Annotated in this window: 21 protein-coding genes; 15 read left to right on the forward strand and 6 right to left on the reverse strand. The window is 44.2% G+C overall.

Translation table 11 applies throughout. The features are described from left to right. Positions 1–73 precede the first annotated feature (73 nt). Entirely contained in the window at positions 74–2548 is a 2475-nt protein-coding gene (locus QMA41_RS04305) for an EAL domain-containing protein (RefSeq protein WP_038162316.1), read from the reverse strand. Positions 2549–2760: 212 nt separating this feature from the next. Between QMA41_RS04305 and QMA41_RS04310 the strand changes: the two genes are divergently transcribed. Further along, entirely contained in the window at positions 2761–5040 is a 2280-nt protein-coding gene (locus QMA41_RS04310; protein ID WP_038162312.1) for a YgiQ family radical SAM protein, read from the forward strand. 169 nt (positions 5041–5209) lie between these two features. Continuing rightward, positions 5210–7222, forward strand: a complete 2013-nt coding sequence (locus QMA41_RS04315; RefSeq protein ID WP_281628951.1) for a methyl-accepting chemotaxis protein — start codon at positions 5210–5212, stop codon at positions 7220–7222. A gap of 53 nt (positions 7223–7275) precedes the next feature. Here the strand turns inward: QMA41_RS04315 and serC are convergent, their stop codons facing one another. Both serC and QMA41_RS04325 read right to left on the reverse strand, forming a co-directional pair. Further along, entirely contained in the window at positions 7276–8358 is a 1083-nt protein-coding gene (gene serC, locus QMA41_RS04320) for a 3-phosphoserine/phosphohydroxythreonine transaminase (protein ID WP_172850155.1), read from the reverse strand. A gap of 125 nt (positions 8359–8483) precedes the next feature. Beyond that, complete coding sequence (locus tag QMA41_RS04325) at positions 8484–9752, reverse strand: DUF945 family protein (protein WP_281628952.1); 1269 nt, start codon at positions 9750–9752, stop codon at positions 8484–8486. A gap of 178 nt (positions 9753–9930) precedes the next feature. Here QMA41_RS04325 and QMA41_RS04330 point away from each other — a divergent pair, with 178 nt between their 5' ends. The 3 genes from QMA41_RS04330 (at position 9931) to QMA41_RS04340 (ending at position 13104) form a co-directional block, all read left to right on the forward strand. Then, on the forward strand, positions 9931–11871 hold the full coding sequence (locus QMA41_RS04330; RefSeq protein WP_281628953.1) for an ATP-binding protein: 1941 nt from the start codon (positions 9931–9933) through the stop codon (positions 11869–11871). 9 nt (positions 11872–11880) lie between these two features. After that, a complete protein-coding gene (locus QMA41_RS04335; protein ID WP_006959028.1) occupies positions 11881–12378 on the forward strand; it encodes a response regulator in 498 nt (165 codons plus the stop codon). 171 nt (positions 12379–12549) lie between these two features. Then, positions 12550–13104, forward strand: a complete 555-nt coding sequence (locus tag QMA41_RS04340) for a hypothetical protein (RefSeq protein WP_006959030.1) — start codon at positions 12550–12552, stop codon at positions 13102–13104. Positions 13105–13191: 87 nt separating this feature from the next. Here QMA41_RS04340 and QMA41_RS04345 read toward each other — a convergent pair whose 3' ends face one another. Next, a complete protein-coding gene (locus QMA41_RS04345; protein WP_029236136.1) occupies positions 13192–13779 on the reverse strand; it encodes a TfoX/Sxy family DNA transformation protein in 588 nt (195 codons plus the stop codon). Positions 13780–14124: 345 nt separating this feature from the next. Here QMA41_RS04345 and QMA41_RS04350 point away from each other — a divergent pair, with 345 nt between their 5' ends. From QMA41_RS04350 to QMA41_RS04370, 5 genes are all read left to right on the forward strand, one after another. Continuing rightward, on the forward strand, positions 14125–15045 hold the full coding sequence (locus QMA41_RS04350; protein ID WP_006959033.1) for an HDOD domain-containing protein: 921 nt from the start codon (positions 14125–14127) through the stop codon (positions 15043–15045). A gap of 30 nt (positions 15046–15075) precedes the next feature. Further along, a complete protein-coding gene (locus tag QMA41_RS04355; protein WP_281628954.1) occupies positions 15076–15981 on the forward strand; it encodes a lysine exporter LysO family protein in 906 nt (301 codons plus the stop codon). Positions 15982–16092: 111 nt separating this feature from the next. Then, the gene (locus tag QMA41_RS04360; protein WP_006959035.1) at positions 16093–16608 is read left to right on the forward strand and encodes a hypothetical protein; all 516 of its coding nucleotides are present in this window, start codon (positions 16093–16095) and stop codon (positions 16606–16608) included. Between the two features lie 141 nt (positions 16609–16749). Then, positions 16750–18396 carry a pyridoxal-dependent aspartate 1-decarboxylase PanP gene (gene panP / locus QMA41_RS04365; protein ID WP_281628955.1) on the forward strand — a complete coding sequence of 549 codons (1647 nt, stop codon included), beginning with the start codon at positions 16750–16752 and terminating at the stop codon, positions 18394–18396. A 278-nt stretch (positions 18397–18674) separates the two neighbouring features. Beyond that, complete coding sequence (locus tag QMA41_RS04370; RefSeq protein WP_019276064.1) at positions 18675–19529, forward strand: MurR/RpiR family transcriptional regulator; 855 nt, start codon at positions 18675–18677, stop codon at positions 19527–19529. A gap of 36 nt (positions 19530–19565) precedes the next feature. Here the strand turns inward: QMA41_RS04370 and QMA41_RS04375 are convergent, their stop codons facing one another. Next, on the reverse strand, positions 19566–20813 hold the full coding sequence (locus QMA41_RS04375) for an iron-containing alcohol dehydrogenase (protein WP_281628956.1): 1248 nt from the start codon (positions 20811–20813) through the stop codon (positions 19566–19568). A 622-nt stretch (positions 20814–21435) separates the two neighbouring features. Between QMA41_RS04375 and QMA41_RS04380 the strand changes: the two genes are divergently transcribed. From QMA41_RS04380 to QMA41_RS04400, 5 genes are all read left to right on the forward strand, one after another. After that, positions 21436–21774 (forward strand): hypothetical protein, encoded by a 339-nt coding sequence (locus tag QMA41_RS04380; protein WP_281628957.1) that lies wholly within the window; start codon positions 21436–21438, stop codon positions 21772–21774. A gap of 78 nt (positions 21775–21852) precedes the next feature. Next, positions 21853–22182 (forward strand): hypothetical protein, encoded by a 330-nt coding sequence (locus tag QMA41_RS04385; protein ID WP_281628958.1) that lies wholly within the window; start codon positions 21853–21855, stop codon positions 22180–22182. Positions 22183–22279: 97 nt separating this feature from the next. Continuing rightward, positions 22280–22615, forward strand: coding sequence for a hypothetical protein (locus QMA41_RS04390; protein ID WP_281628959.1), 336 nt, complete (start codon positions 22280–22282; stop codon positions 22613–22615). 93 nt (positions 22616–22708) lie between these two features. Continuing rightward, positions 22709–23029: a hypothetical protein gene (locus tag QMA41_RS04395; RefSeq protein WP_281628960.1), complete on the forward strand. Its 321-nt coding sequence runs from the start codon at positions 22709–22711 to the stop codon at positions 23027–23029. A gap of 282 nt (positions 23030–23311) precedes the next feature. After that, positions 23312–23629, forward strand: coding sequence for a hypothetical protein (locus QMA41_RS04400; protein WP_038512473.1), 318 nt, complete (start codon positions 23312–23314; stop codon positions 23627–23629). 38 nt (positions 23630–23667) lie between these two features. Here QMA41_RS04400 and QMA41_RS04405 read toward each other — a convergent pair whose 3' ends face one another. Continuing rightward, positions 23668–24342, reverse strand: coding sequence for a Rha family transcriptional regulator (locus QMA41_RS04405; RefSeq protein ID WP_281628961.1), 675 nt, complete (start codon positions 24340–24342; stop codon positions 23668–23670). Positions 24343–24358: the final 16 nt, after the last annotated feature.

Consider the following 24358-nt stretch of genomic DNA (forward strand, 5'->3'; position numbering starts at 1 on the left):
AAGACTCACCCAAAAGCATTATATTGTTCGGTATCACTTATAAACTTAGGTGAATTTGCCGTTATTGATAGTATTAATTTTTAATTATCTTCCCCAATAAATGATGCAATATCCTTTCTTGCTCAACGATCCCTTTAAATCGCGATTCATCATCAACCAATATCCAAGGCAATGGCGTGGTCATCATCAAGTCTTCTACTTCAGTCAATGAAGTATGCCAAGACAATAACGACTCAGGTGGAGACATCATGCGGTGCGCAGATTTGTGCCACATTGTTTGCTCTTTATTGGTCTCGTGGTCAGTGCCCATATTGGGAGTCAGATGCAAATTCATTGCTGCTCTGCTAATGATTCCCACACATTGATGAGATTCAACAACAGGTAAGACGTTGATTGCATCCACTTTAAAATAGGTGTGAACAAGAGATAAAGGTTCCCCAGGATCAACGTGCGGTAAATGCGGTGTAATCAGATCCGCTAATGTTCCGATATTGTTGTCAGATTCAGCCACGATTGGAGGTAAAGTACAGTAGTTGGTTACAACTCTAAGGTCTTGGATTGAAAGAGGCTTTGAGAAAAAATAGCCCTGAATGCAATCCACACCCAGGCTGCGCAACGTTAGGTATTCATCTCTTGTTTCAACGCCCTCAGCCACGACCTTAAGTTTTAATTTCTGAGCCAACTGAATAATGGTATTGACGACATGATATTGCCGACTAGCAAAGCGAATGCCTTGGACAAAGCTTCGATCAATTTTCAAAACATCAAAGTAGCTCTTATTGAGATAATCGAAAGACGCACATCCTGTACCAAAATCGTCAACAGCAATGGATACGCCAGCTTTTCGAATCGCTGCAAGCAACTGCTCTTGGTAACTGTCGCCATCAAAATACGCACTTTCCGTAAACTCAATCGTCAACATATCCGGTTTGATGCCACTTTGATCGATGAGCTGGGCGCTGTGGCGAAGGATCTCCGCGATGTCTTGCTTGGTATTGAAGGAACGATTGACAGATAGCCCAACACGGTCGCCAAACAGTTGCTGCAGCTCCGGTAGCACAGACATAGCTTTTCGGTTAACGACGTCATCCAAACTGACAATTAAATCAAGGTCTTCGACAATGTTGATAAGTTCCTGCGTTGATGCACTCGTCGTTTCGTTGACAGGAAAACGACATAGGGCCTCAAATTTGTCGATTCTACCCTTCTTAATATCGATAATTGGCTGGAAAAAAACGTCGATTGTCTCCGCCAAGATGGCTTGCTCGACCCAACTCTCTAGCTGCTTTTTACGCTCCACTTGTTCATGGATCTCGCGATCATAAAACGCAATCCTCTTACTTTCGCCAGAATGGAGTTCAAGCAGAGACTGCAATGCATGAGACAACAACTGCCTGGGCGACTTGGCATCTGAGTGCATTACGGAAACCCCTGTTAGACCAAACTTGAGCGATTGAGCGACAGTGCCCTGAGCATGCTTGAAGCTGTGGAAAAAGGCTTTAATCATCTTCCTAATAGCTCGAACATTTTCAGTCCCCTGGGAGTTTTCTACACTCAATGTCACCGCAAACCGACCATCACCAATATAGCTTGCATACGGAACCAAGGAGTTTTCAGCAATGTAGCTAGCAAACTGACGTTTAACCTCTTGCTCATTCGCCAACGGAAACTGCGGTTGTAACGCCAGCATTATCAGCAACTCTTCACCTTGGTTATCACCATACTCTTTGTCCAGCTGCTCTAAAAACCGCTCTGGAGACGGTAATTGAGTCAGTAAATCAACACCGCCAGTTTCTCGGTCGTCAATTCGGTGAAGCTGATTAGATAAATCTGCACACAACCCCAGAAAGTAAGATTCACCGTTTCCCGGCTCAATCTTATGAATAGTTAATTCTTGGGGTAGGACGGAGTTGTCCGCTTTTTTAGTCAGCATAGGACCACTCCAGTGACCATGCCGTTCGATGCTGTGCCACAGGTCACGGTAATAATCTGCGCTAAGTTTTTCTGCGTTCAGAATATTCGTTTTTAAGCCCAGAATATCTTCGAGCTGATGGCCTGTAATTCGCTCAAAATGGCGGTTACACGCAAGGATTCGGGTTTCTGAGTCCGTCACTAAGACACCATGGTGTCTGTTCTCAAATACAGAATAAAAAATATCCGCTGCTACCATTCTCGATGGAATAACCAAACACGGAGCAACCACGCCTTTTAGCACAAACTCACTTTCCGCTTGGATGATGAACTCTACGTAAGTGAACAAGCTATTGGGTGTAAGTAAGCAGCAATGGAATGAGTGAGTTTTGTCGGAAGCTAATGCAGACTTAAACATAGTGCGAGCCATACGACGCTGAGTCGTCGGTAGCAACTTGAGCAGTTCCTTGGCTGAAATGGTGGGTTTATGACAGCCAAAGAGCCGTTTCATCGCCTCAGGCTCGCAACTAAACTCCTGGGTAACAAGATCTAGCTGCCAGGTGTACGTTTGGTATTTTCGCTGACGATGGGGGGCTGCTTTCTCTTCCACAGCTATCTCGGAATCTACGCCATGCATAAGCACACACCTCAAGCTTGATATTCATCACCACTCTATAATATTAGTCCCATATGAAGGCGTAATCCGTTATATAGCTAACACAACTAACAACAACCTGATGCATAACTAATAGGACGTGCATTAGGCATGAAGAATCTAGGGACATGTTGAGGTAGATAGTAGTCTCTCAAGCCGCTATAATTCGCGCTCCCTGGAACAGAGAACAAAATATGTACAGCAATATCACCCCTATTCATGAGCACAAAAAATACTGGGCAGAGTGCTTCGGTAATGCCCCTTTCCTACCGACAAGTCGTAAGGAAATGGATGCCCTAGGATGGGACAGCTGTGACATTATCATCGTGACTGGCGACGCTTACGTGGATCACCCAAGCTTTGGTATGGCAATTATCGGTCGCCTGCTTGAAGCTCAAGGGTTTCGTGTCGGTATCATTGCGCAGCCTGAATGGCACAATAAAGATGCTTTCACTCAATTGGGTCGACCAAATCTGTTCTTCGGCATCACTGCTGGCAACATGGACTCAATGATCAACCGTTATACAGCTGACCGTAAGCTACGCCATGATGACGCCTATACACCAAACAACGAAGGCGGTAAACGCCCTGATCGCGCGACATTAGTATACTCTCAGCGCTGTCGTGAAGCTTACAAAGGTGTGCCGCTTGTTCTTGGGGGAATCGAAGCCAGCTTACGTCGTTTAGCGCACTACGATTACTGGTCCGATAAAGTTCGTCGCTCCATTTTGTTTGACGCAAAAGCAGATATCTTACTATTTGGTAACGCAGAGCGCGCATTGGTTGAAGTTGCTCACCGATTGGCTGATGGTGAAGAGATTGGCACGATGACTAATATTCGCGGTACGGTTGTCAGCCTGCCAGCGGAGCCAGAAGGCTATAAGATCATTGACTCTTCACGTATTGAAAAACCGCGTAAAGAAGCTTTCATCCCACCGAACCCATATGCGGTAGAAGAACAGTGTGACACCAAAGCGAAAACTGAAGAGCCTGAAGCGAAGCCTATCGCTATTCGTCCTTCTCGTCACGATGCGGCAACAACTGCGGTACGTATCCCGCATTTTGAAAAGCTGAATAATGACCGAATTCTCTACGCTCATGCCAGCCGTATTATGCACCTTGAGACTAACCCATATTCTGGTCGTGCATTAATTCAACGTCACGGTGATCGTGAACTTTGGGTTAACCAAGCTCCGATTCCTCTTTCAACGGAAGAGATGGATTACGTTTTCGGCCTGCCTTACGCACGTGTACCGCACCCGAAATATGGTAAAGCAAAGATTCCTGCCTACGACATGATCAAAACCTCCGTGAACATCATGCGTGGCTGTTTTGGTGGCTGTTCTTTCTGTTCTATTACTGAGCACGAAGGTCGTATCATCCAAAACCGTTCTCAAGAGTCGATCATAAACGAGCTTGAAGAAATCCGAGACAAAGTACCAGGCTTCACTGGTACCATTTCCGACCTTGGTGGTCCAACTGCAAACATGTATCGACTCGGCTGTAGCGATCCGAAAGCTGAAGCAAACTGTCGCCGTCCATCGTGTGTTTTCCCTGGGATCTGTAACAAGCTGAATACTGACCACAAGCACACTATCGATCTGTATCGCGCAGCACGTAAAGTGGAAGGTGTCAAAAAAGTGATGATAGCTTCTGGCGTTCGTTACGATTTGGCCATCGAGTCACCTGAATACGTTAAAGAGTTAGTTACTCACCATGTTGGCGGTTATCTGAAGATCGCACCAGAGCATACAGAAAAAGGTCCACTGAACCTAATGATGAAGCCAGGCATGGGCACTTACGATCGTTTCAAAGAAATGTTTGAGAAGTACAGTGCAGAAGCCGGGAAGAAACAGTATCTGATCCCTTACTTCATCTCTGCGCACCCGGGCACTGAAGATGAAGACATGCTGAACTTAGCGCTGTGGCTTAAGAAGAACGACTTCGAGTGTGATCAGGTACAAAACTTCTACCCATCACCGATGTGTAACGCCACATCGATGTACTACTCGGAAACCAATCCACTTAAGCGTGTTAAGTACAAACAACGCGAAGAAGTACCAGTAGCGAAAGGAGAGCGCCAGCGCCGCTTGCATAAAGCCCTACTGCGTTACCATGATCCAGCTAACTGGCCTCTGATTCGCGAAGCGCTCATCAGCATGGGCAAAAAGCACTTAATTGGTGACAAGCAGAGCTGTCTGGTACCAGCAGAAGACAATGAAGCCCTGACTCCTGCACAGCGAAGAAAATCTGGTCGTCATGGCTCAAACCGTTTCGCGACTAAACATACAAAGAGTCAGCCAGGGTTTGAAAAGATGAACGGCTCTGGTCAAAAAAAACCAAACAATAGCCGCAACTCAGGTAACGGTGGTAAACCAACAGGTGGTCGAAATGGTAAGCCAGGCGGTCATGGTAACAGTAAGCCACCAGCGGGCGGAAAACCTTCGGCAGGTCGCAAGCCTAAACGTCGATAGTCGACTCACTCTGACACATTATAAAATCGCAGCTTAGGCTGCGATTTTTTTATTGTCATCAATCCCCTCTAACTCGCTTGCTACGGATAAATTTATTAATTATTTGCGCCTTGGTTCATAGGCTCCATACTTAGTTCATTGGAATCCAACTCCCGATGGAGAGATAGAGATGAACGTTCGTCTGTCCCATGCCCTCTATATGGGCTTTTCAATAATAATAATTACCACCCTGATTTTAGCTTTCATCGTCTGGTCTCTCGTCAACAAATCTGCCACCATTTCACAGGAAATAGAGTCTGATGATGTACCCGGAGTGTTGGCCTATTTCAACGTATTGGATGCAATTGGAAGCCTACAAACTAACGCCCTCGAATATCTCAATGGCGATGCAGGGCAACTCAATGCTTTTGAAACGAATGCCAATGAATTCCAGCAACAATACTTGCGATTACGTGCGTTAGAGTCGGCTAAAGCCTCTGACGTAGCAAAAATGGATCGCATCATTAGTCTAGCGAACCAGTACATTGAACGCGTTAACCAAGGCATCTTCACCAAATTCAACCCCGCCGATGAACAGCAGGCTATCGATAAAATCAATCAGCTGACCAAAAACATTGGGGCACCGTTGGAGGATTTACTCGATCAACTCGCAGAAAAGCGTTTTACCGAAGCCTATAAAAGCACCGCTCTCGATAGGACTTTGAATCAAGACTTACCGAGTATTCGTTATTATCTTGAGTTGGTCGACGAAGCCGGCGATATGATTGCAACGCTCAATGCCTACATCATGGGTGACCCAGCAGCACGAGACACCTTTAACAATGATGCCGGTGCCTTTGCAGGATATCTTGATAAACTCCGTCCCCTAGAACCAGATCCCCAAGCTTCAAGCCAAATCGACGAGGTTGAACAGTATTACTACGACATTATTCGTATTGCTCAGGAGGTCTTTGAAGGCTACGACCCTTCGGGTAAAAGATCAGCAAACATGCTGGTCGGTGAATTGAAGCAATCTATTATTCTTCCGCTGGAAGAAATCCTCAATAACTCCGCCACAGAAGAGACTAACGACTCTATCCAAGCCTTAGCAGAACTCAACAACAATATGTCGACCATTATCTTTTGGCTGACTATCAATGTTATTGTGGTATTGGTTGTCGGTATTGCTGTCGCTTGGGGCCTACTAAACATCATACGTCAGAGACTGGATGTGATTGCAGCAAAAGCCAAGTCCATTGCTGACGGTGATTTGTCAGAACCGCCGATCAATGAAACCAACAAAGATGAACTGGGTGAACTCGCTCGTGCAATTGATGCAATGCAACAATCTCTCAGAAGTGTGTTATCCAATATCACAAGTGTTGCTTCTGAAGTTGCTAGCAACACGCAAATGGTCGAGGACACAACTAAATTGGTTGCTTCTGGTATTGAGGAACAAGCAGACAAAGCTACACTCATCGCCAGTGCTGTCGAAGAGATGACTGTTACCGTCAATCAGGTTGCAGATCAAAGCACTGACGCTGCAGCAAGTTCACGTCAGGCTGGTGAGGAAGCAACCAATGGCGGTAAATTGATGCAAGAAACCGTCAATGGCATGAATCGGATCTCCGAAGTCGTCAATGAAACCGCAGAAACTGTCGACAGTTTAGGTAAACGCGGAGAAGAGATCGGTAACGTTATCAAAGTCATTAACGATATCGCCGAACAAACCAACTTGCTCGCGCTCAATGCAGCCATTGAAGCCGCACGAGCCGGTGAACTTGGTCGAGGATTTGCCGTCGTCGCTGATGAAGTGCGCAGTCTGGCTGAGAGAACCTCAAAAGCGACCGAAGAAGTAGGCGGTTTGATCAGCTCGATTCAGAACGAAACACGTCAGGCCGTAGAGCGGATGAGCGAAGGAACTCACTTAGTTGCAGAAGGCGTAACCCTGTCTAACTCCGCTGGGGACGCCCTGACGCAGATCGTATCCCGTGCTCAGGATGTCAACCAGATGATAGATATGATCGCAACAGCCGGAAACGAGCAAGCTACAGCAGCACAAGAGATGTCGCGTGACATCAATACCATCAGCCAAATTGCCGACAACTCGGTTCGCACCACTCAAGATGGCGCTCAAGCGGTCAGCCAGCTTTACCGAAAAGTCGAAGAACTGGAACAAGTTGTCGCTCGTTTTAAACTTTAATCAATAAAAAAGGCTTAGCCTCAATGGCTAAGCCTTTACTTTATCTCTCCGGGTTAAGCATTTGCTGCTTCAAATTCCTTCATGAATTCAACCAGAGCTTTTACACCTTCTACAGGCATTGCATTGTAAATTGAAGCACGCATACCACCGACAGCACGATGGCCCTTCAACGAAACAAGGCCTTTCGCTGCTGCCTGTTCTAGGAATAGGCCATCCAGTTCAGGTTTAGCAAGCTGGAAGGGTACGTTCATTCGTGAACGATTCTGGGCGCAAACTTCGTTTTTATAGAAATCAGAGCTATCAATACATTCATAAAGAATCGCTGCTTTCTCGCGGTTAATCTGCTCCATAGCCGCGACACCACCCTGCTCTTTCAACCACTTAAACACCAAGCCAGACAAGTACCAAGCGAAAGTCGGTGGCGTGTTAAACATTGAGTCTTTCTCTGCCAACATCTTGTAGCTGATGAAGCTCGGTAAAAGTTCATGAGCAAGATCCAGCAAGTCATCACGGACGATAGCAATACAGATCCCCGCAGGGCCAATATTCTTTTGAGCACCAGCGTAAATAACCCCGTATTGAGAGACGTCGATCTCTCTTGAAAGTATGTTGGATGACATATCCGCAACGATCGGTTTATCCGTCTTAGGCAGTTCTGAAATCTCGATACCATCGATAGTCTCATTTGGGCAAAAATGTACATAAGCGGATTGAGGGTCAATCTTCCATTCTAATGCATCAGTGACAGCCAATTTACCTTCTTTTGTGGTTTTGGCATTAAATACATCCACTTCGCAGTATTTTTCTGCTTCTTTGATTGCACTTTCTGCCCAGTATCCTGCATCAACGTAGGTCGCTTTCTTAGCACTACCTAATAGGTTTAATGGGACAGCAGCAAACTGTGCACGAGCACCACCCTGACAGAACAAGACTTTGTAGTTGTCAGGAATGTTCAGTAGGTCACGAAGATCTTGTTCTGCATCCTCAGCAACCTTAATAAACTCTTTGCTTCGGTGGCTAATTTCCATCACAGATGTGCCCAATCCGTTCCACTCAACGAATTCGGATTGTGCTTTTTCCATTACAGCTCTAGGCAGCCCCGCTGGTCCGGCACTAAAGTTATAAACATTGTCCATTTCGAGATTCCTTGCTCATGCTTTCAATAAGTAATGACAGGATTAATAGCACGTTTTCTCACGTATAAAAAGCAAGAAAAGAGGTCTTTAGACCTCTTTTTCATGTAAGTGATAAAAATCCTAACTTATGGCTGCATCATTGCTGGCAATAGTATCGCCATCAAAGGTATTTGCTGCCCGTTTTCGAATACAAGATTGCCATCTTTTAGCTCAGCCTGAATCTGGTAGCCCTTATCGTTCTGACTAACAAACTCCATCACCATCGCTTCATCGACACCCTGTTTAATGAAAGGATACTGTTCAACCAAGCCATTGGAGAAAAACGTGTCTAAGTTCCCCGTTAAAGAAGGAAGAATGTTGGCAGGGTTTTGAGTGACGTTGGTGGTTCCTTCTGGAACGGTAATTTTCCATGTACTTTCGAACTCGCCATTGTCCCCTAAGGTCAGAGCCATCTTATTCATAGATAGGTAGAAACCTTTAGAAAATAGGGTTTCCACGTAAGGAATCGCATCTTGGATATCGTCAGCCGTCAGCACCGGATTGTTCTGATACATACTAACCAAATGCTCAAATGAGCTGCTGTCTAAATCGCCGAATTCTAAATCCAGCACCAAGTTGTCCACTTCGTCTTCAGACATAAGTAATTTATCAACGCTCACAACATGTTTGCTATTTACACGTTGAGAGGCATCATCAAGTGAAGAAGCAAACTGATACTGACCACTTTTCAGAGAAAACAAAGGGGTCTGTGTGGAATCGAGAACCGACATTTCCGCAATGTTGATTTTCTGGTCGCCCAGCCAAAAACTGTTTTGCTTTCTGCCAAGGCCCGAACCCGTGATGTTCGACAGCAGCATCTTTTCACCTGTATTGAAATCGACTTCAACGGAAGGAATGTTAAGGTCGTAGCTGACTTCTCCCAACACCGTAACATGGCCTTTCAGAGACGAAGGTGTCACTGATACCATAGCGCCGCCGTCACCTTCTGTTGTTTGATGCCAGTTACCCAGCTCCAACGAGTAGTCCGTATTGCCGTTAAGTTGAGTCACCGTTGTCATCGTTAAAGGAAACTGCTCCGCATTTTCCAACGTGGACTCTGCTTTCAAACTAAACAAACCGTGAGTGACATGGCTATTCACGACGAATTCCGTCGGCAACCCATCAATTTCCAGTTGGCTGGCAAGCTCTGGATCCGCAACCGTGTAACGAGTTTGTACTTCAGAAGAGAGGTAGCCGCGGTTGTAGGAAACGACTTCAGCTTTCACTGAATCATTGCTTAGATGCGTAATGCCATCATGGATAACATTTTGTCCAATTTGTCCTACCGCCAGAGGCCAACATAAAGCCAAAGCGATTGCGCCACCAATAGCGCCGTATTTTTTCAACTGATGCATGTAATTATCTTCACTTAGGTATTTCTTGCAGTTTACACCAAAAAACATTGAGTTAAATCAGAGTATTGGCTTTCTTCACAAATCGAAGACGAATCTAAAACCTGTGTCTCAGTCACTCTGAGTAATCCTTGTTAGAGTAATTTCAGATCAGGGCGTTCATTAGAGACAGGCGACAACAGTGAATCAGTATGCCTTACTGTGCTTAGACAACAATCCTATTAGTGTAGAGCAACTGCGACGAGAGCTGGGTCAATTTGCGGCAAGGTTCGACATACATACGGCTGATGCAATCGAAGACGCGCACGCTTCGCTGGCTTACTGTCAGGAAAACCAGCAACCTGTCGCGCTGGTACTGGCTAGCCATCATGAAAACTTTAATGGCGCTGAATTTCTGATTCAGTTAGACAAAAGCCACCATACACAAAGCGCACGTAAGATTTTGATCAGCTGCGGACAAGACATACAAGCGATACTGTCTGCCGTCAATGAAGGTAGACTGGATCATTGTCTGACTAAACCGTTGCAGGACAACTTGGTATACAAAACGGTCAAAAAAGAACTCACGACTTTTATTCTAAAGCACGACCAAGAAAACCTTCTCGCATATAGTCAAATACTCGATCAACAGCGTCTTCTTAGAGCACACATCGAACTCAAAATGCGCAGCTATCGCGAGGGTTTTATCACTGATCATCACACGCTCTCCGATCAAGAGCTCGCTGAGCAAGTTATCTCAGCTTTGCACGAGTTCTTCTCAGATCAGGACGACACTCGCGCTTGCCGAACCTATTCATCTGAACATCTGCTCACCATTGAAGGCGAAGAAAATCAATTTCTCTGGTTCATTACCAAAGGAGAAGTTGCGCTATATAAAAAAGACGAACTCGGAATACAGCGCGAGGTGGTCAGACACAACAAGGGTAATATTGTCGGAGGGATGTCGTTTGTCACGGGTGAGCCCTCATTCTCGACAGCACTGACTTTAAAACAAACTGAGGTGATAAAACTCGACCGAGACATTTTCGCTAAAGTCATGCATTCCAACACCACCCTGCTTCCTTTGTTTACTAACCTACTTCTGCGTCATTTCAATCGTCGCCTGCAGCGCAGTATTAATACTAAGCTCGAACTGCAAAAGACGCTTGAATCCCTAGATTCTGCCCATCAACAACTCATTGAGCGTGAAAAGATGGCAATGCTAGGCCAATTGGTCGCGGGCGTTGCCCATGAGCTAAACAATCCTGTAGCGGCAATTCTTCGCAGTACCGAAACGCTAACGGCTAACATTCATAAATTAGTCAGTGATGATAATGGTCAATCCAGACTCAAAACTCTAGGAGCGGATATTCTGGCTAAATCTCTCGATTCCAAACCGAGGTCAACTTCTGATGAACGGCAACTAGCCAAAAATATAGAATCTCAGGTGGGTGAACGTCGAGTCGCTAAAAAGCTGGTCAAACTCGGGTTAGAAGACAATCAAGAATGGTTGAAGCGTACTCAAAGCAACCAAGCTGAAGTAGCGCATGAGCTCGACCTTCTTGAGAGTTATCACATTACAGGAGCAACTTTACGATCCATCAATGTTTGTGCTCAACGTATCGCCGACATGGTCAAGAGCCTTAAAGGCTACGCTCGCCCAGACGATGAGACGTTTCGATTATCTGACATTCATGAAGGTATTGAAGATACTCTGGTCATCTTTGAAAATAAACTCAAAATGCACAGCGTAGAAAAAGTGTACGGTGATTTACCACTGATACAGTGTATGCCAATGGCTTTGCAGCAAGTCTGGACTAACCTCATATCCAACGCCATTGACGCTCTTCCTGAAAGAGGGACACTTTTGATTCAATCTGAGACTCGCAGCTATAACGACCAACAATGGGCCGTTATTTCAATTGAAGACAATGGTTGTGGTATTTCCAAAAAGCTACAGCGTCAAATTTTTGCCCTCAACTTTACCACTAAAAAGGAAGGCAACTTTGGATTAGGCATTGGCCTATCAGTTTGCCAGCAAATTGTTCATCAACATGGGGGGCGGATTGAAGTTCAGTCTGAACCTAATCGATTCACCAAAATGTCAGTGTGGCTCCCCTTGCAGACACACGACACAATTTGAGGACTCAACATGACTAAATACCTAATCTTATGTGTCGATGATGAGCGCGAAGTGCTAGACAGTGTGATTCAGGATCTGGACTGCTTTGAAGAACACTTCGACCTTGAAGCCGCAGAATCTGTCGCGGAAGCTAAATCTATCATAGAAGAAACTGAGCAGGAGGGAGGGAAGCTAGCGCTCATTCTTTGCGACCACATAATGCCTGAGCAAACTGGCATTAGCTTTCTCATTGAACTTAATGACAACGCATCCACTCAAACGGCACGCAAAGTATTGCTAACTGGCCAAGCCGGATTGGAAGACACAGTAGAAGCTGTGAATCACTCCAGCCTGCATTTTTACATTGCCAAACCTTGGCGAGGGGACAACTTACGCGATGTCATCAAAAAACAACTTACCCAATATATGATAGAGAACAATGCTGACTTGATGCCCTGGGCTGCCATTCTCGATACAGAACAGATATTAGATGCTGTCGCAAAAAACCGAATCAATTTTGGAGAATAGATCACCAAATTGTGCGTATTTTGGCATATTGATTGCTTCAACATGTAAATAACGACAAAACAATGACATTTTTGTAGTGTAGGACTACAACAATGCATTATGATGTCTCGATATGGCAGCGCTCCGTCGCACCAAACCAAGGAAATTAACAAGAATAGGTTTTTCTTTCGTATGCGTAAAACAATCTTAGCTGCAGCCCTTGTGCTAGCATCTGGTCAAGCTTTTGCAGAGACCGACCCAAACAGCCCAACCGTAATGAGTAACTTCAGCTACGATTACCTGGAAGCTCGCATTGGCGCAAGTCCTGTAACGTTCGGCGCGGCTGCAAGTAAATCTATCCACCCAAACGCTCATGTGATTGGCCGTGTTGATTCAGAGTTTGAAGGTGATTATGACGCGGCAGCAGGCTTTGGCTTCCACGCACCAATCAACAACTGGGCTGATTTTACTGGTGAAATGCTATTCCGCCTTGTCGATTTTGGTGGCAAAGAAGGTAAAGGCACTGACACGGGTATGGAATTGAACCTAGGGGTTCGTCAATGGCTAGGTCCACAACTAGAAGTAGGCGGTAAAGCAGGCTACGTCTCCATCGAAGATAACGATGACTGGATTGGTTCAGCGTACGTACGCTTCCACTCAACAGAGCTTTTCTCAATTGGTGCTGAAGCGCGCATCAATGATTTCTACGGTGACCAGCTAATGTTCACAACGCGATTCAAGTTCTGATAACACATTTCAGAATGAGATAACCAAATACTAAAAAGCCGAGGTCATTGACCTCGGCTTTTTTATGTCTGTTACTCAGCAAGTGTATTACGCACAACTCGCTAGAAGCTGACGTTTACGCGGTTCTTGGATAAGCTTCCAATGTACACCATCAATGGCACCAGCAAATTTCCAAAGTAGCTTAACATCGACATCATTGCCGTATGTCGCTTTCACTTTAGAGAACACTTCAGGTGCACCGAGCTCCAAGAAGGTGTCAACATCAACAACACCCGCTTTTTTCACCATGCGCTCTAGTGTGAGCTGCATGTTCGGCAGATCTCTTAAACGACGACTCGCTGACGACTTCTTATAGTGACGCTGAGACACCGAAAACTTAATCGAATTCTCAACAATCTCATCTAAAAGCTCATTTTTATTATTAAATAGATGAGTAATATCGTAGTAATTCACCGTCGCAGTCGTTTGTTTTTTAACATGACGGTACTTGATACAGCCCAAATCCGTCAATTTGTCATCTAAATAGTCACCACCTCGAATAAACACTTTGTCAGCACTCATTAGGGCAAACATTGCGTCTTGTTTGAATAAACCCGTTCCACCAAACATTGAACGTTTTTGGAAACTACCAAACTTGTTAACGTAATTAATAAATTGTTGCTCTGTCATATCCATTGATCCTTCTAATCTAGAAACCCCGATTATTTATGATCACCAGATAGCAGCAGCTTTAAGCGAAAAATGTAAATCAGCCAGCGAAGCTATGGTTTATGTTTTTATTAGCATACCGACTGCAAGTACTATAAATGATAGTTAACGTTACAAAATAAGTCTGTGCACAGCTCACACCAATAAAACTAAATTCATATAAATTCGGGACTGACATCACACTAGTGTCGTTTCCATACTTCACTGCAAAAAATACATCGGACAAAAACTCTCAATTAACTTATCAATAATTTGCATAATAATGGTCTGGGAAGTTAAACTGTAACTAGTAGAATCTTTAGCTGATCAAGCATGAACCACCTATCTTTTTATTGGCTTCCTGAAAACAATGAACTTCTGGTTAAAGGCATCGAGTCTGAATTTTCAACATTAGTTGAACACGCCATCAACTCGGGCAAGATTACCCTGCCACCGATATCAGATGTTGTTTTAAAAATACAAAAATTATGTACCCAAGACGCAACTACAGTATTGGACGTTGCGGATAGCTTGCTAGAAGACCCAGGCCTTGCGGCCATTGTTATCCGAGTCGCTAATTCGGTCATCTTCAACCGCCGCAATATTACGTGTACCGACTTGGTCACGGCGGTATCACGTCTCGGCATTTTACGAGTGCGTGATATTGTGACCGCACAAGCCATCGAACAGCTTAAGCACTCCGTGAATTTAAGCCGTAGCTGCAATGAAGTTCTGATTAACAGTGCTCATAACTCTAGAGAATTGGCAGCTACCATGGTGATGGTGGTGAAAGGTTTCAAAGAGTCAAACGACCCAAGATATAGCAATCTGGAAACAGATAAGGCTTTATTGACAGGTTTATTAGCTGATATTGGCTTATTTTGCATCGTGAACGAATACCATATGTACTTGGAGCAAGGTAATTACCTCGCAGAAGACATTGCGTTCCAGATATTTAATAACCAGTGCTCCAATGCAAGTCGCCTTGTTCTAGAACATTGGGGTTTTGATAGCGATTTCCTCGAAGTCGCCACCAATCAAACCACGCAAAGGCAAAGTGTGGATGTCAGTTACCTAGACATCGCCCGTATCGCCAATCATATCCTGATGTTTCGTCGTCAAGATGACAAGATCGATGAACACACCGTTGAATTTGACCTGACTGGTGCAGATATACTGTACAAACTCAGTAATTTAAGTGATATTGAGTTCAATACACAAATCAATGAGTTAATTAGCGCTAGCGGACTCTAGCGCTAAACGTACCAGTACACAGGAAGCCACATGTTTTCAGGGATGATATTCATCTTTGCCCCACTCGTTGTGGGGTATCTGATATCGATTTCCAAACCATCAATTCTCGATAAAATCAACGCCACGACCTCCAACCTTATCTATGTCATTTTGGCATTAATGGGGCTGAGCCTCGCGGCGCTCGATAATCTGGGCCAAAATCTACAACTGATCCTGCAATATGTCGCAGTCTTCTTCGTTTGCCTGAGTTTGAGTAACTTAGCTGCACTCCCCTTTATCGACAAACTTCTACCAATTGAAACAGATGCCAAGCAAACCAAACTCCCTTTATCCGGTATGGCTATGGAATCGGCCAAGCTGATCGTTGTTGTTGGTGGTGGGTTAGTCGCAGGCTTGATGCTTCCTATCAATTTGAGTTGGGTCGATACTGCCAGCGAATGGATTTTGTTTGTCCTACTCTTTTTCATTGGCATTCAGTTGCGCAATAGTGGCCTGACTCTTCGCCAAATACTGCTAAACAAGCATGGCATGATCATCGCCCTAGTGATCATTGCCACGTCGATGATAGGCGGTGCGATTGCAGCCATGATTTTAGACATCGATCTTTACCGTGGCTTGGCAATGGCATCTGGATTTGGCTGGTATTCTTTAGCTGGCATTCTGATGGGTGATGCTTTTGGCCCTGTCTACGGTGGAGCCTCATTTATGATTGAACTCCTCCGAGAACTGGTTGCCTTAGTATTGATTCCCCTCGCTATACGCACTAAGCCCTGTACAGCGATTGGCTATGCTGGTGCAACGGCGATGGACTTTACGTTACCCGTTATACAAACCACTGGTGGGGTACGTTGTGTACCAATTGCGATAGTGAGTGGATTTATATTAAGCCTATTAGTGCCCGTATTGATGCTTTTCTTTGTCTCTCTTGTAGGCTAGATCGCATGATTTTATGTTCAGATTCACTATATTAGGGCTCAACCACACGTTATAATTTAGCGCTTGCTAATTTAGTGGGTTTATAATAACTATTCTTCAAAAGGAATCATTATGACACGTCTACTTATTGCTTTGCTGCTGGGCGCAACCTCTACTATGGTTGCCGCAGCTGACAATGCATGTTTGTCCAAGAAATACGACGCCTATGTTGATGCTTCTCTACACTGGTACGAAGATCTCGCAAAGCTAACTTCTGAACAATACCCTGACTTAAAAGAAGTCAGTGAGTGGTTTCTGGAAGGTCGAAAAAACCATTTTGAGTTGAACCGCGCTGCTGTTCACTACTACCTTGAAAACGACCCATCTAAGATTGCTACCAGTCAGCCCGTTGAAGCTTGGCTTCAGCTTGAGCAGAAGGACATTAAAACCTTGTCCTCGCGTAGCGATGAACTCGGTCGACTGGCGCAGGTCACCTTCAGTGATCGTCAATCAAAGCCGCATGAGAAGAACTACGATCTTCGCTCGGCTTTCGCAGATTTGCTGAGCCATCCAACAAAAATTGATGATGCGTTAAAGCGCTACAATGAAGCGATTAAAGACCTAGAAACCATTTCATGTGATACATAATGGATATTGCCGCTGGACCTTTTCTTCAGCGGCAACGTTCAAATCACAGTATCTAAGATCAAACAATTAAGACGGGACTTTGCGCCCGTTTTCGTTTAGATTGTCCCGCTGCAACAAAAAAGATAAGAGCAATGTAGCTGTATGGTATCGGAACATAAAACGGCTGACGCGAGTTTCGAGAGTTTACTCCGAATCTTTACCGTCCCTGAAGGGCCAGACTCAACACTGACAAAAATCGAAGAAAAGTTATCGCAAAACCTGAACCAGTTTTTGCGCGAACATATCGTCGCGGAAGAAAAGCCACTTAGAGAAATCGAAAAAGACTTCTCCAATGCGTCACTTCCAGAGCAACCCGAATTCGTTTCCGAGCATACTCAACATTTGCTTGATACCTTAGTATCACATTCAGTTCATACTTCTGCACCGAGCTTTATCGGCCACATGACTTCGGCACTGCCCTACTTTTTGATGCCACTGTCTAAGATCATGATCGCGCTCAATCAAAACTTGGTCAAAATCGAAACATCCAAAGCTTTTACACCTTTAGAGCGCCAAGTACTTGGTATGCTTCACCGACTGGTATACAACCAGAACGATGAGTTTTACGCTAAATGGATGCACAGTGCTAATCATTCTTTGGGCGCTTTTTGCTCTGGCGGCACTATCGCCAACATTACGGCACTTTGGGTTGCTAGAAACAACGCGTTAAAAGCGACAGGTGATTTCAAAGGTGTAGAAAAGGAAGGACTATTCAAAGCCATGAAATATTATGGCTATGAAGGTCTTGCTGTATTAGTTTCTGAGCGCGGGCACTATTCATTGAAAAAAGCGGCAGACGTTCTTGGTATTGGACAAGAAGGTTTGGTTGCCATTAAAACAGATACTAATAACCGTATTTGTCCTCAAGCGCTGCAGGAAAAAATAACTCAGCTAAAACAGCAAAACATTAAGCCCTTTGCAGTGATTGGTGTTGCCGGTACAACAGAGACTGGCTCGATCGACCCAATCGCCGATATCGCTACTATTTGCCAGCGTGAACATTGCCATTTCCATATTGATGCGGCATGGGGCGGTGCTACGCTGATGTCTAACAATTACCGCCACCTCTTAGACGGCGTAGAGCTTGCTGACTCGATAACCATTGATGCTCACAAGCAGCTCTACATTCCTATGGGTGCGGGCATGGTGCTGTTTAAAGATCCAGAAGCGATGAAATCTATCGAGCACCACGCGCAATATATCTTGCGTAAAGGTTCGAAAGACCTAGGCAGTCACACGCTAGAAGGCTCTCGTTCTGGTATGGCCATGCTGGTTTATGCCGCGATGCATATCATCAGTCGCCCTGGTTACGAGCTACTGATCGATCAAAGTATTGAAAAAGCCAAGTACTTCGCCGAGTTGATCAAACAGCAGAACGATTTCGAACTCGTCTCAGAGCCGGAACTGTGTCTACTGACCTATAGATACATTCCAGCTGAGATCCGCAGTGCTCTTGAAAAAGCCGGTCCTCAGCAGAAGTCGGAAATAAATGAGTTGCTCAATGAGCTGACAAAGTTCATTCAGAAACGACAACGCGAAACAGGTAAGTCTTTTGTTTCTCGAACTCGCCTCAACCCCGAGCAGTGGGACAGAATGAATACCATTGTATTCAGAGTTGTACTAGCTAATCCTCTTACTGGACGAGACATCCTGAGCACGGTTCTCGAAGAGCAGCGAGAGATTGCAAAACAAGCACCAAAATTGATGGCGAGGATCCAATCCGCCGCTCAAAAAATCAAAGAAAACTGAAAATTTCTTTCGAAAAAGCTGTAACTTGCCGAACATCGACAGCCTCAAACCGCGAAAACCTTTGCATATAACACGCATTTATGTAGTTTTGGCAAAATTTAGTTTGAGGCTTGTCATATTCTCACTAATTGAACCGTATAAAAATTACTGTAAACCTTTTGCTTAGGTTTATACTGGACGCATGGCGCTGGATAGTTATTGCCTTTAGGTGACGACTTGTGACCTCTTTTACCAACAGGTATATCCAGTGAGTTGTTCTCTATACCCTCGTGAACACTATGAATACATTAGAAAAAATTCAGAAAAACCTAGAGAATTTCAGCAAGTCTGAACGTAAGGTTGCCGAAGTCATCATGGCATCTCCTCAGACTGCGATTCACTCTAGTATCGCTACACTGGCCAAAATGGCTGATGTGAGTGAGCCAACTGTTAACCGTTTTTGCCGCCGTTTGGATACCAAAGGTTTCCCCGACTTTAAACTTCATCTGGCACAGAGCCTCGCAAATGGTACACCCTATGTGAACCGCAACGTTGAGGAAGATGATGGCCCAGACGCCTACACACATAAGATTTTCGAATCAACCATGGCTTGTCTCGATGTAGCCAAGAATAGCCTCGATTCAATGCAAATCAACCGTGCCGTTGACTTGCTAACTCAAGCAAAACGCATTTCGTTTTTTGGCCTTGGTGCTTCTTCTGCCGTTGCTCGTGATGCGCAAAACAAGTTTATTCGTTTTAATATCCCGATTACCTGTTTTGAAGATATTGTCATGCAACGCATGAGCTGTATTAACTGTACAGATAATGACGTGATTGTACTGATTTCTCACACTGGCCGTACTAAAAGCCAGGTCGAGATTGCCAACTTAGCACGCGAAAATGGTGCAACGGTCATTGCGATCACAGCAAAAGATTCACCTTTGGACAAAGCGAGCTCATTGTCGATTTCACTTGACGTGCCTGAAGACACAGACGTTTACATGCCGATGGCGAGTCGTGTTGTACAAATGACCGTGATTGACGTGTTGGCAACCGGCTTTACCCTTCGCCGAGGCTCTGGCTTTAGAGAAAACCTCAAACGCGTCAAAGATGCGTTGAAAGACTCTCGGTACGATAAGCTGTCCCAGTTTTAAAAAGGAGCGCATTAGCGCTCCTTTTTGTTTCAATGTTTAAGAGTTCTGTAATCGAACTTCTACGTCAGCCAAGCCACTCTTCACAACCTGAGCGCTTGACTGCTCACTCGACTCTTCTATAAGACAATCATCATTACAATTGCATACCTGTTGAAGAATATAAGTTAATCTCTGCTTAGTAAGTGGCAATGGATTTCCTTTGATCGCCACAGACTTAAGTGCATCTTCCGCAACAACATCAAAAGACGTACTACACACGCCAAACTGACTCAACGTAGGTAAGGAGAGTTTATCAAGCATCATGTTAGCCCATAGTACCCCATCTTCCCGTTTAGCATTCACTCTACCCGTAAGCAAAATCGCCATCTTCTTGTAACGAGCTAAAACGTCGTGCCTTTCTGCATCCTGTGCTGCTTTTATATTTTCCATCATCACATGGGGTGCAAGCCTCGCCGCAATCACGCTATGGGGCGCTTCCAGCTTGCCACCCAAAGCGGAAGCCAACCCATGCGCTGCGCCAAGTTTGGCATTAGTGCTAGCCATCCCCCCCAGCATAGCAACAAAAGAGAGGTCAGAGCGAGCTTGCGGTTTATCTTCAAGGCACCCGGACAGAATCGAAGTACTCAGCCTGCGAAGTCCTTCTTCACATATCATATCGGTTAGTGGGTTTGGGTCACCACAAACATAGGCTTCCATTAAACGAGTAAAAGTCTCCATTGCTCCACGGCCCGATTTGTAAGAGTCGGTCCCATAGGTCAATGTCGGGTCAACAATGGCCACATCCGCCAGCATCTCCGGACTACGTAAACTCACTTTAACTTTGTCCTGCCCTGAACGTAGCACTGCATTACGGGTTACCTCAGAGCCCGTACTTGCTGTCGTTGGAATTGCGATAAAAGGGATAGGTTTAGCCTTTAACGGCACATTGCGACCGACGACTTCCACATAGTCATAAACGTCGCCTTGGTTGGGAATGATCGCCGCTAAGGCTTTTCCCATGTCTAAAACACTTCCGCCTCCCATGGCAACAACCATATCTGGTTTGAACTTCCGCCCCACTAAAGCGGTTTCTTCAATCATAACGATGTTAGGTTCTCCAGAAACGGAAACGTGCTGATAGCGCATTCCTTGTAACTTGATGTAGTCGACAACCATCTCGACTCTTTCTAGGCTCTGACCCGAAACAAGCAACACGCTGTAACCGTATTGGTTAAGAATTGAAAGAGATGACTGTAAGGCGCCTTCACCAAAGACAATACGGGTGGAGGTCATGAACTGGAACATACCTAAGACTCCTTTCTTAAAATTAATTATTAATTTTCAGAAACTTAGATAGAAACCCAAAATACAAAAATTAAAAATGGCGACAAAGTGGCGACGGATTTCTAACTATGTTCATCACGCTTCATAGAACAACATGATTTTAGTTTAGTTTTATTGTCTTATGTCATCACGTCAGTTTTCTTAGAAGGTCACTTATTAAAAGTACGACTTGTAACGCATACTACTATGCCAAGGTCTTCATTTGTGTATTGCAAAAAAATCACTCAGAAGTTCTGCCGTAGAACTTCAAAGAAAAAGCACAAAATCATTATATTTCAAAAACTTAAATAATTTATTATGTATATAAAAACAGTTAAAAATGGCGATATGACGCCCTATTTAACGTAGTTTTTCAATGAGTGCCGCCATTTTTGTCGCCACTTTCTAGCTGTTCAGCCTCACCTATTTGTTGAAACTTGTGATGCGAAGCAATATCAATAAAAGAATCAATGAATTATTACGTTTTATATAACGCATCAATATATTAAAATCTCGTCTCATTTTAATCTGCGTAAAGTAAATCAGGTTAATGGTAGCCATTAGGCTAACTGCAATCCACCACATCAACAAAAGTAGAGATAATATGAAAAACCTCGCGATATTACTGGCAACATTACTGTTAGCAACACCTTCTTTAGCTGCAGATGACGAAGTTCACTGGACAGCAACTGTCAGCATGGTAACTGCGAAGGAAAATGAAAGCGCGTGGGTTGGTTTAAAAAACCTCGAAAGTCCAAACCCTTCGTCAGCAACGTGGACTTGTTCAAATAACATTGTCTGGCTTAGTTCCAAAGACAAACCTAGCCCTAAAGCAATGCTGTCTACTGCATTAACATTATATTCTACACAGAAAAGTGTTCGTATTGGTGTTACTGGCAGCGGTCAAAGCTGCGAGGCTAAATATATTAGTGCAAGAGAATAACAAGCACTCCACAGAATGCACATTTCCAAGTGCTTATATGTGTAGTGCAAAAAACTTAATCACAAAAAGGAATATATAATGCGCCACTTTGTCACTTTTATTGCGCTAACCTTCTTAAGCACGATGTCTTGGGCATCCAAGGTTGAAAACTCGACCATTGAAAGGATACATGTAAACTCAAACGGCTTCGCATACATTAAACTTGAGCAATCCAGAGTTTCACCCTGTCAGGGAGCGAGCTCTAATGATTACTTCACTATCGACCTAGCGACTAAAATAGGCCAAATACAGTACAGTCATGCACTATCCATTTTCCATACTCAAGGTAAAGTCACAGTGATAGGTACATCTAAATGCGGAAGTCCTCATGATCTTGAAACTGTTGGGGATATCCACGCAATTCGATAGCGTAAAATACCGCTCTCGAAAACGCATATTAGTATTTCAGTAACTAACAAAGACGATTCCAAAAATACCGACAATGATTAAATTGAGAAAGAGATCAGTGAAAAAACTGTTAGCTCTATTGGCCACAACTCTGTTCACTATCCCATCGATTGCATCTGAGGATGTTACTCATTGGACTGTCACAATTTCAAAAGTCCATGTAAATGACGAAACGGTAAAAATTCAGACACTTGGCGCAAGCCAGCCTAACCCTTCAAGTTCTCAGTGGTCTTGTACAAACGGTTGGCTAAACATAGATGGTTATTCAAACGCGATTGCTGCAGGATTAAAGTTTTCAGCCGCTATGGAAGCATACAAATCAAAAACCACAGCACGAGTAGGCGTAAAGGGAAGCGGTAACGATTGTGTACTTACTTATATAACCATCAATTAACCAACTTATCACTAAATGCCAAGAACTAGAAATAGCAAACAAGGTTTAATAAAAATGATATCCAAACTAAAAACACTATTAGTATTGCTGCTAATGGTTGCTCCAAACGTGGTTTATGCCAAACACGCGAGTCGTGAAGTGACGGTAACTCAACTCCATCCGATTTCAACCAAACGCCCCGTCAGCCCAAATAGTGAAAATTCAACACGAATTTACGTCAATCCAGGTGCTTGGGGGGATACAACATGTCGTCAGGATGCTGCAGATCTACTAAAAGAAGACACACATTTACTATCTATTCTATTGATGGCATGGACCACAGGAAAAAAAATCATAATCGAAGTTGATGATACAAGTATCCCATGGGGTCCAAATGAAACTGTATGCCAAGTTACGGCTTTGTCCATTAAATAGATAACTTTTTGACTTCAAATCAAACACGCCGAGCCTAAGCTCGGCGTTTTCTTTAGGACAGACTACTCACCTCATATCTCATCAGTGCAATCATGCTGCTCTCCCACTTCAATACAAATGCTCACTTCGCAATCACACAACCTAGTCTTAGCTTTCTAATTACGCGCTTTAAATCACAAAATAATATATAAAGCAATGATTACATTGATAATTTTAATAATTCTATGTATGAATAGCTCAGCACTCGAGTGCTAATCTCATAACTTCTATAAAGGATTGATAATGAAAAAGATTCTGCTAGCATCTCTTCTGGCTTCTGTAAGTTCATTCGCGTTTGCAACAGCAACTGACTACGGCGAAATTTCCAAACTTTATACAAACAATCAGGGACACATTGCGATTCAGCTAAATCGCGGGTTTCCGAAAGCAGATGAGCTAAATACATGTTCTAACCACTCTGGCTGGGCTGGTCTGCACTCTCCTGATCCGACAATCAAAGAGCTGTTAGTTGCGGCTAAATCTTCTAATCAAGATATAACGATCGTTACCAACGGGTGTGAAGGCGATTGGTTAAAGATATACTCACTTGTCGTCGAATAATCTTTAATTTGAGCCTCTTTCGAGGCTCTTTTTCTAAGTTAGAACGGGCTGTTAGCCTGATACTTGGCCAACACTTTACGAACGTTCTCCCATAGCTCATTTAGGTCTCGATACTCTAGGTAGAAACCGCTGTCGATGAACTCGGAGCCGCTGGATTCAAACCACGGCTTGTCTTCACCTTTGCCCCCTATTCCTAATTCAAACTTCGCGCAGAACTTCCCACTTTTTGGTCTTATCTGAAACTTAATGTGATATGTCCAATGGCTTTCTGCTGGGCAACGTTTGTAGAGTGCGGGTAACCAGCCGGAGTCATAGAAGTTAGGTAAACAGGTTTCAGGGAGTTGGTATTGAGCGGGAGGAAGTGTCGGCATGGCGCTGCGAAGTTGATTGGCCATCTGGTTGAATGCGTTTATATAGGCTTCTTTTATCTGCGCTGCTTTCCTACCCGTAAAGCCCATGACCAAGAACATAAAACCATCTTTAGTCATCTCAAACATCGACAAATTGCGGCCTGAATTATCTGTATATTCACTGAGCGTAAAATTGCGCTCAGTGAACTCATCTGAACATTCCAGTCCTTTGAGCTTACGAATTACGTCTTTGTGTTGCTTGTTAAATGCTTCTGCGACTTTAAGAAAAGTGGTGCGAACTTTCTCGCCTTGGTTAAAGACAAGATCGGATACAGTCAGGGTAAGGGAAGTTGTATTAGGCATGATGACCTCCTAGAGA

It is taken from the genome of Vibrio sp. St2, assembly GCF_947311885.1.
Taxonomy (GTDB): domain Bacteria; phylum Pseudomonadota; class Gammaproteobacteria; order Enterobacterales; family Vibrionaceae; genus Vibrio; species Vibrio coralliilyticus.